This is a genomic window from Microbacterium sp. K35 (assembly GCF_004794375.1).
Lineage (GTDB): Bacteria > Actinomycetota > Actinomycetes > Actinomycetales > Microbacteriaceae > Microbacterium > Microbacterium sufflavum.
In genome coordinates, this window is the sequence record NZ_SSDM01000107.1 from 1 (window position 1) to 7,789 (window position 7,789).

The window sequence follows — 7,789 nt, forward strand, 5'->3', positions numbered from 1 at the left end:
GACCGCGCGGCGACGTCGCGCGGCCTCCGCGATCCGCGCGCCGTCCGGCAGCCGAGAGGTCGCCTGCGCGGTGACCACGTCGACCCATCCGTCGATCGTCGCGATGAGGTTCTCCAGCCGCGCGAGCGCCTCGCGCTGGGCCTCGGTCTGGGTGGGCAGCAGCGCGCCGCCCTCGATCGCGGCGCGCAGCTCCTCCGGGTCGGAGGGGTCGAGCCGGCTCGCCACGTCCTCCAGGGCGTCGACGTCCACCGTCACGCCGCGGGCGAAGTCGGTGATCTGCGCCATCACGTGCAGGTGCAGCCACTTGGCGTGCCGGTACAGCCGGGCGTACGCCAGCTCCCTCGTCGCGAGGTACAGCGCGATCTGGTCCTCCGGGATCTCCAGGCCCTCGCCGAACGCGGTCAGGTTCTGCGGGATCACGGCCGCGGTGCCGGCGGGGAGCACCGGGATCCCCACGTCACCGCCCGAGACGACCTCGAGCGACAGGTTGCCCAGCACCTGACCGAACTGCGCGGCGAACACCGAGCCGCCGAGTCCGCGCATCAGCCGCCCCGCGCCCTGCACCACGCCGCGCATCTCCTCCGGCACCTGCGTGTCCAGGGCCGAGGTCAGCGCGTCGGCGATGCTGGTCGACACGGGGCCGGCGATTTCCTTCCACACCGGCAACGTCTTCTCGACCCACTCGCCGCGGGTCATGGCGGTGGGCGCCTCGGCGAGCTCGGAGATCGTGGTCGCCTCGCCGAGCCAGAGGGTGGCGAGCGCGAAGGAGTCCGCGATCGAGGTGCGCGAGCCGTCGGAGATGCCCTGGCCCTCGCGGTTGGCGATGTGCAGCGCCTGCCGCAGGGCGTTCTCCCACGGGTCGCCGCCGAACGCACCCTGGAGCTGCGCCATGATCGTCTGCATCATCGCGGGGTCGAGCGTGAACCCGTCCATGCCCTGGAAGGCGTCCCGCAGCGCTTCCGGGTCGATGTCGCCGCCGCCCTGATTCGAGAGCATCCGGCGCAGGAACTCCTGGAAGTCCTCCGGGTTCGGGTCGTTGTCTGCCATGTCGCTCGCCCTCTCAGCACGTCTGTAGCCGTGGCATCTACGCTAGTCACAGGTTTCAGTGCGTGACCCCGGTGCGGGCAGATCGCTGTACGCCGCTCGCGAACGACGGAGGAATGCTGTGGAACGACCGCGCGCAGGAAAGCTCGGACTCGGTGTCTGGGCGCTGATCGTCGCGCTCGCCGCCCTGGCGGTGCTCACCTTCCTGCCGTCGCCGTACGTGATCCAGCGTCCCGGTCCCGTGTACGACACCCTCGGCACCGCCAAGAACGCCGACGGCGAGCAGGTGCCGCTGATCAGCGTGGAGGGTGCGGAGACGTACGAGACGGGTGGCACGCTCGACCTCACGACGGTGCAGGTGGTCGGCAACCGCGAGCGCACGCCCAGCTGGTTCGAGCTCGCGCTGGCCTGGCTCGACTCCTCGCGGGCGGTCGTCCCGCTCGACTCCGTGTTCCCGGAGGGGGTGACCACGGAGCAGCGCGACGAGCGCAACGCGACGCTCATGGTCGACTCGCAGCATGAGGCCACGGCTGCAGCGCTCAACGAGCTCGGCTACGACACCGGCGCGCAGGTGGTCGTCGTGGACGCGGTCGAGGACTCGCCGGCCGACGGACTGCTGGAACCCGACGATGTGATCACCGCGGTCGACGGCACGCCCGTCACCTCGGCGACCCGGTTGCGCGAGGCGATCCAGGATGCGGGTGGCGACCCCGTCGCCCTCACCGTGCAGCGCGATGGCGCGGAGCAGGTGGTGGAGGTGACGCCCGAGAAGCACGAGGAGGGCGGGACCACGACCTGGCTGGTCGGCATCACCCTGCGCACCGACTACGACTTCGAGATCGACGTGACCATCCAGCTCGACAACGTGGGCGGCCCGAGTGCCGGCATGATGTTTGCGCTGGGCATCATCGACACGCTCACGCCCGGCGAGCTCAACGGCGGCAAGGACGTCGCGGGAACGGGCACGATCGACGCGGAGGGCGACGTCGGCCCCATCGGCGGCATCCGGCAGAAGCTCTACGGTGCGCGCGACGCGGGTGCCGACTACTTCCTGGCGCCGGCGTCGAACTGCGACGAGGTGGTCGGGCACGTGCCCGATGGCCTGCAGGTGATCCGGACGGCGACGCTGGAGGAGTCGCTGGCGGCGTTGGACGTCATCGCGGACGGCGGGGACACGAGCGGACTCCCGACGTGCGAGATCCCGGCCACCTGAGCCGGGTGGCCTTCCGCGCCGTGACGTCGCCGTGACCGGCGTGACAGCCTGCGCACAGCCGCCCGTGCCTAGGATGGAGGGGTGACCTCGACCTCAGCCCCGAACCCGGCCACGCCACGAACCTCTCGACGAATCCTCGGCATCTCGCTGGTGATCATCGCCGCGCTGATCGCGGCGTTCTTCGTCTTCGCTTCGCTCTACACCGAATTCCTCTGGTTCGACCAGGTCGGGTTCACCGGCGTGCTGACCACGCAGTGGATCGCGACGGCGGTGATGTTCGTCGTCGGCTTCCTCGGCATGGCGGTCCCGCTGTTCGTCGTCATCCAGCTGGCCTACCGTCTGCGCCCGGTCTACGTGCGTCTGAGCTCGCAGCTCGACCGCTATCAGGAGGTCATCGAGCCGCTGCGCCGCCTGGCCATGTGGGGCATGCCCATCTTCTTCGGACTGTTCGCGGGCTTCGCGGCGGCGGGCAACTGGAAGACGGTGTGGCTCTGGGCGAACGGTGTCGCCACCGACACGGTCGACCCGCAGTTCGGCGTCGACACGGGCTTCTACATGTTCGCGATGCCGTTCTACTCGATCCTGCTCGCGTTCGTGTCGGCCGTGCTGCTGCTGTGCTTGCTGGTCACCGCGCTCGTGTCGTACCTGTACGGCTCCGTGCGCATCGGCCAGGGCGAGCTGCGCATCTCCAAGCCGGCGCGCATCCAGCTCGCCGTGATCGCCGGTCTCTATCTCCTGGTGCAGGCCGCGAGCCTCTGGCTCGACCGCTTCAAGACCCTCGTCACGCCGGACGACCGCATCACGGGTGCCGCGTACACCGGTGTGAACGCGACGATCCCCGGCCTGGCGATCCTCGCGATCATCGCCGCCGTGGTCGCGATCCTCTTCTTCGTCACGGCCGTCATCGGGCGCTGGCGGTTCCCGCTCGCCGCGACGGCGCTGCTCATCGTGGCCTCGCTGGTCGTGGGCGTCGGCTACCCCTGGGTGGTCACCACCTTCCAGGTGAAGCCGAACCAGAACGCGTACCAGGCGGAGTACTACCAGCGGAACATCGACGGCACGAAGGAGGCCTACGGGGTCGCGAACCTCGAGACCACCGCCTTCGAGGCCGAGACCGATGCGGCGGCCGGCCAGCTGCGGGCCGACGCCGAGACCACGGCGTCGATCCGCATCATGGACCCGAAGGTCATCCCGCCGACCGTGCGTCAGCTCGAGCAGTACCGCGGCTACTACCAGTTCCAGACCACGATGGACGTCGACCGCTATGAGATCGACGGCGTCATGCAGGACACGGTGGTCTCGGTGCGCGACCTCGACATGTCGGGCCTCGGCGACGGCGACAACTGGAACAACCGCGTCGCGGTCTACACCCACGGTTACGGCCTCGTGGCCGCGGCGGGCAACCAGCGCACGAGCGACGGTGAGCCGGTGTTCCTCGAGCGCGGCATCCCGAGCTCGGGCTTCCTGACCGACCGCGAGAACTTCGAGCCGCGCGTCTACTTCGGCGAGAACTCCCCGGAGTACTCCATCGTCGGCGCCCCGGAGGGCTCCGAGCCGGCGGAGATCGATTACCCGCGCGGCAAGGACGGCTCGAGCGAGACGAAGACGACCTTCGACGGCGACGGCGGTCCGAAGATCGGCGACACGTTCACGAAGCTGCTCTACGCGCTGAAGTTCCAGTCGGAGCAGATCCTGTTCTCGAACCTGGTGAACGACGAGTCGCAGATCCTGTACGACCGCGACCCGAAGACGCGCGTGCAGAAGGTCGCTCCGTACCTCGAGCTCGACAGCGACCCGTACCCGAGCGTCGTGGACGGTCGCATCGTCTGGATCGTGGACGGCTACACCACCAGCTCCACGTACCCGTACTCGACGAGCGTGAGCCTGTCCGACGCGATCGCCGACTCGAACGTCACCTCGCCCTCGCTCGCGATCGACGACATCAACTACATCCGCAACTCGGTCAAGGCCACCGTCGACGCCTACGACGGCTCGGTCACGCTCTACGCGTGGGACGAGGAGGACCCGGTGCTGCAGACGTGGCAGAAGGTGTACCCGTCGACGCTCAAGCCGATCAGCGACATGTCGGGCGAGCTCATGAGCCACGTGCGCTACCCGACCGACCTGTTCAAGGTGCAGCGCGACATCCTCGGCATCTACCACGTCGACAAGGCCGGCTCGTTCGCGCAGCAGGACAACCGCTGGCAGACGCCGAACGACCCGCGCAGCGAGGCGATGCTGCAGCCGCCGTACTACCTGACGATGCAGATGCCCGGTCAGGACCAGCCCCGGTTCTCGATGTTCTCGACCTTCATCCCGGCGTCGCAGGGCGCGGGAGGCAGCCGAGACGTGCTGATGGGCTACCTCGCGGTGGACTCGGACGCCGGGTCGGAGAAGGGCGTGAAGGCCGACGGGTACGGGCAGTTGCGCATGCTCGAGATCGACACCGACACCACGGTGCCCGGCCCCGGTCAGGTGCAGAACACCTACAACTCGGACACCGCCGTGGTGCCCCAACTGAACCTCCTCCAGCAGGGGGAGTCCGAGGTGATCTACGGCAACCTGCTCACGCTGCCCGTCGGCGGCGGTCTGCTCTACGTGCAGCCGGTGTACGTGCAGTCGTCGGAGGGCACGCAGCTGCCGCGTCTGCAGAAGGTGCTGGTCGCGTTCGGCGACCGGGTCGCTTTCGAGAACACGCTCACCGAGGCGCTCGACACGCTGTTCGGCGGGGACTCCGGCGCCACCGGCGGTGATGACGAGGTCGAGCCGACGGATCCGGGCACCGATCCGGGCACGACGGATCCGGACACGGGGGAGACCCCGACCGAGCCGACCGCGCCGACGGACGCCCAGGCCGACGCGCTGGCTGCCGCGCAGCAGGCCCTGCTCGACCGGCAGGCCGCGCTGGCCGAGGGTGACCTCGAGAAGTTCGGTGAGGCCGACAAGCGCCTCACGGCGGCCGTCGAGAAGCTCCTGGAGCTGGAGGGCGCCGCGGGGCAGTGATCCTGCGAGGCTGAGACGAATGGGCGTCCCTGCGGGGGCGCCCATTCGCGTATCCGCCGGACGGACAGAGGGCGGGCGGGGCCAGCGCGCGCAGGGAAAGGCGAAGGCCCCTGATCGGATTTCTCCTGATCAGGGGCCTTCTCTTGTTGCGGGGACAGGATTTGAACCTGCGACCTCCGGGTTATGAGCCCGGCGAGCTACCGAACTGCTCCACCCCGCGGCACAAGAAATAACTTATCACGGATTCCGAGGGTCGTCGAATCGAGCGCGGGAGTCCCGGGGGTGCGAGAGGATGGGGCCATGTCCGAGACCGCCGTCGCCGTCGCCGTGTGCCAGTTCGCCCCGACCGCCTCCCGCGAGGACAACCGCGACACGATCGCGGCGCTCACCGCCGAGGCGGCGGCGCGTGGCGCGAAGCTCGTCGTGTTCCCCGAGTACGCGAGCTACTTCGTCGACCCGCTCGACGAGAGTCTCGCCACGCACGCGGAGACACTCGACGGCGACTTTGTGTCCACGCTCACCGCTCTCGCGGGGGAGTACGCGGTCGTGATCGTCGCCGGGCTCGTGGAGCGGGCGTCCACCGAGGGGCACGTGCGCAACGCCGTCGTGGCCGTGGACGGGAGCGGCGTGCTCGCGGTCTACCGGAAGCAGCACCTGTACGACGCCTTCGGTCAGACCGAGTCCGACTGGATCGAGGCCGGCGAGCTGACGGAGCCCGCGGTGTTCGAGGTCGCTGGGCTGCGCTTCGGGCTGCTCACCTGTTACGACCTCCGGTTCCCCGAGGTCGCCCGGCTCCTGGCGGTCGCGGGCGTCGACGCACTGGTCGTCCCGGCGGAGTGGGTGCGCGGTCCGCTCAAGGAGCATCACTGGACGACGCTGCTCGCGGCGCGCGCGATCGAGAACACGGTCTATGCGGTGGCGGCCGATCACCCGGCACCGATCGGAGTCGGGCATTCGCAGATCGTGGATCCGCAGGGGGTCGTCCTGGCCGGAGTGGGCAGCGCGCCCGGCATGGCGGTCGGCGTGATGGAGCGCTCGGCCGTCGAGCGGGTGCGGCAGGTGAACCCGGCGCTGCGCCTGCGCCGCTACGACGTCGTGCCGCGCTGAGGACCCGCGTCAGGCGGAGGCGAGGCGGCGGGCGGCCTCCTCGAGCACCTCGGTGCGTTTGCAGGCGGCGAAACGCACGAGTCCGGCGTAGTCGGCCCGATGCTCGGCCGACACGAAGGCCGTGAGAGGAATCGCGACGACGCCCGCCCGCTCCGGGAGGGTGCGGCAGAACGCCGCGGCATCCGACCCGCCGAGTGCGCTGGCGTCGGCCACCGTGAAGTAGCCGCCCCGGGGCGCGTGCACCACGAAGCCCGCGGCGCGCAGGCCGTCCCCGAGGATCTCGTGCTTGTGGGCCAGCGTGGTGGTGGCGTCGCGGAAGAACGCGTCGTCGAGGCGGAGTCCCCGTGCCACAGCCGGCTGGAACGGTGAGCCGTTCACATACGTGAGGTATTGCTTCACGGTCAGGACGGCGGTGATGAGCGCCGCAGGTCCGTGCACCCAGCCGATCTTCCATCCCGTGGCCGAGAAGGTCTTGCCCGCGGACGAGATGGTCAGCGTGCGCTCGGCCGCGCCGGGCAGGGTCGCGATCGGCGTGTGCGGGCCGTCGAAGGTCAGATGCTCGTACACCTCGTCGGTGACGATGACGGCGTCGTGGAGCTCAGCCAGCCGGACGATCTCGGCCAGCACCTCGGGGCCGAACACCGCTCCGGTCGGATTGTGGGGGTCGTTGACGAGGATGAGGCGCGTGCGGTCGGTGACGGTCGCGGCGAGCTGTGCGAGATCGGGCTGGAAGTCCGGCGCGCGCAGGGGGACGGTCCGCAGCCGGGCCCCGGCCAGGGCGACCGCTGCGGCGTAGGAGTCGTAGTACGGCTCGAACACCACGACCTCGTCGTCGGGGCCGTCGATCAGTGCCAAGAGCGTCGCGGTGAGCGCCTCGGTCGCGCCGGCTGTGACGATGACCTCGGTGTCCGGGTCGACCTCGAGACCGTAGAACCGCCGCTGGTGCTCGGAGATCGCGGTGAGCAGGTCGGGGACGCCTCGTCCCGGCGGGTACTGATTGGCGCCGGAGGCGATCGCTGCCCTCGCTGCCTCGAGCACCTCCGCCGGCCCGTCCTCGTCGGGGAAGCCCTGGCCGAGGTTGATCGCGCCGGTTCTGGCCGCCGCGGCGGACATCTCTGCGAAGATGGTGGGCGCGACGGTCCCGTCTGCGGACAGCAGGCCCGCACCGGCCGCCGTGCGCTGCCATGCGCCGGGTATGACACTCATGAAGAACAGGCTAAGGCCATAGCCGAAACTCACGCTCGACATACGAAACGCACAGGCACACGCGCCATCCTGAAGGGGCGTCGAAGGAGCAGACACCATGAACGAAGACAACCCCCAGGACCACACCGCACCCGCGTCGAGCGATGCCGTGCCCACCCCGCCCGTCCCGCCGATCCCGTCCGGCGACGGCCACTCGACCGCCGCCGGCCCGACCGC

5 protein-coding genes and 1 tRNA gene are annotated in these 7,789 nt (G+C 69.8%); 3 read left to right on the top strand and 3 right to left on the bottom strand.

What is annotated here, in order from left to right:
• Positions 1-1,047 (bottom strand): zinc-dependent metalloprotease (locus DW299_RS03020; protein WP_136035595.1); only part of this gene is annotated, 1,047 nt, incomplete at its 3' end.
• Positions 1,048-1,165: 118 nt separating this feature from the next.
• Here DW299_RS03020 and DW299_RS03025 point away from each other — a divergent pair.
• Together DW299_RS03025 and DW299_RS03030 are read left to right on the top strand one after the other, a co-directional pair.
• Complete coding sequence (locus DW299_RS03025) at positions 1,166-2,257, top strand: YlbL family protein (protein WP_136035596.1); 1,092 nt, start codon at positions 1,166-1,168, stop codon at positions 2,255-2,257.
• An 81-nt stretch (positions 2,258-2,338) separates the two neighbouring features.
• Positions 2,339-5,260 (top strand): UPF0182 family membrane protein, encoded by a 2,922-nt coding sequence (locus tag DW299_RS03030; protein ID WP_136029959.1) that lies wholly within the window; start codon positions 2,339-2,341, stop codon positions 5,258-5,260.
• A gap of 146 nt (positions 5,261-5,406) precedes the next feature.
• Here the strand turns inward: DW299_RS03030 and DW299_RS03035 are convergent.
• A tRNA-Met gene (locus DW299_RS03035) sits at positions 5,407-5,480 on the bottom strand.
• 80 nt (positions 5,481-5,560) lie between these two features.
• Here DW299_RS03035 and DW299_RS03040 point away from each other — a divergent pair.
• Positions 5,561-6,367 (top strand): carbon-nitrogen hydrolase family protein, encoded by an 807-nt coding sequence (locus DW299_RS03040; RefSeq protein WP_136029957.1) that lies wholly within the window; start codon positions 5,561-5,563, stop codon positions 6,365-6,367.
• A 9-nt stretch (positions 6,368-6,376) separates the two neighbouring features.
• Here DW299_RS03040 and DW299_RS03045 read toward each other — a convergent pair whose 3' ends face one another.
• Complete coding sequence (locus DW299_RS03045; protein WP_136035597.1) at positions 6,377-7,573, bottom strand: aminotransferase class I/II-fold pyridoxal phosphate-dependent enzyme; 1,197 nt, start codon at positions 7,571-7,573, stop codon at positions 6,377-6,379.
• Between the last annotated feature and the right edge of the window lie 216 nt (positions 7,574-7,789).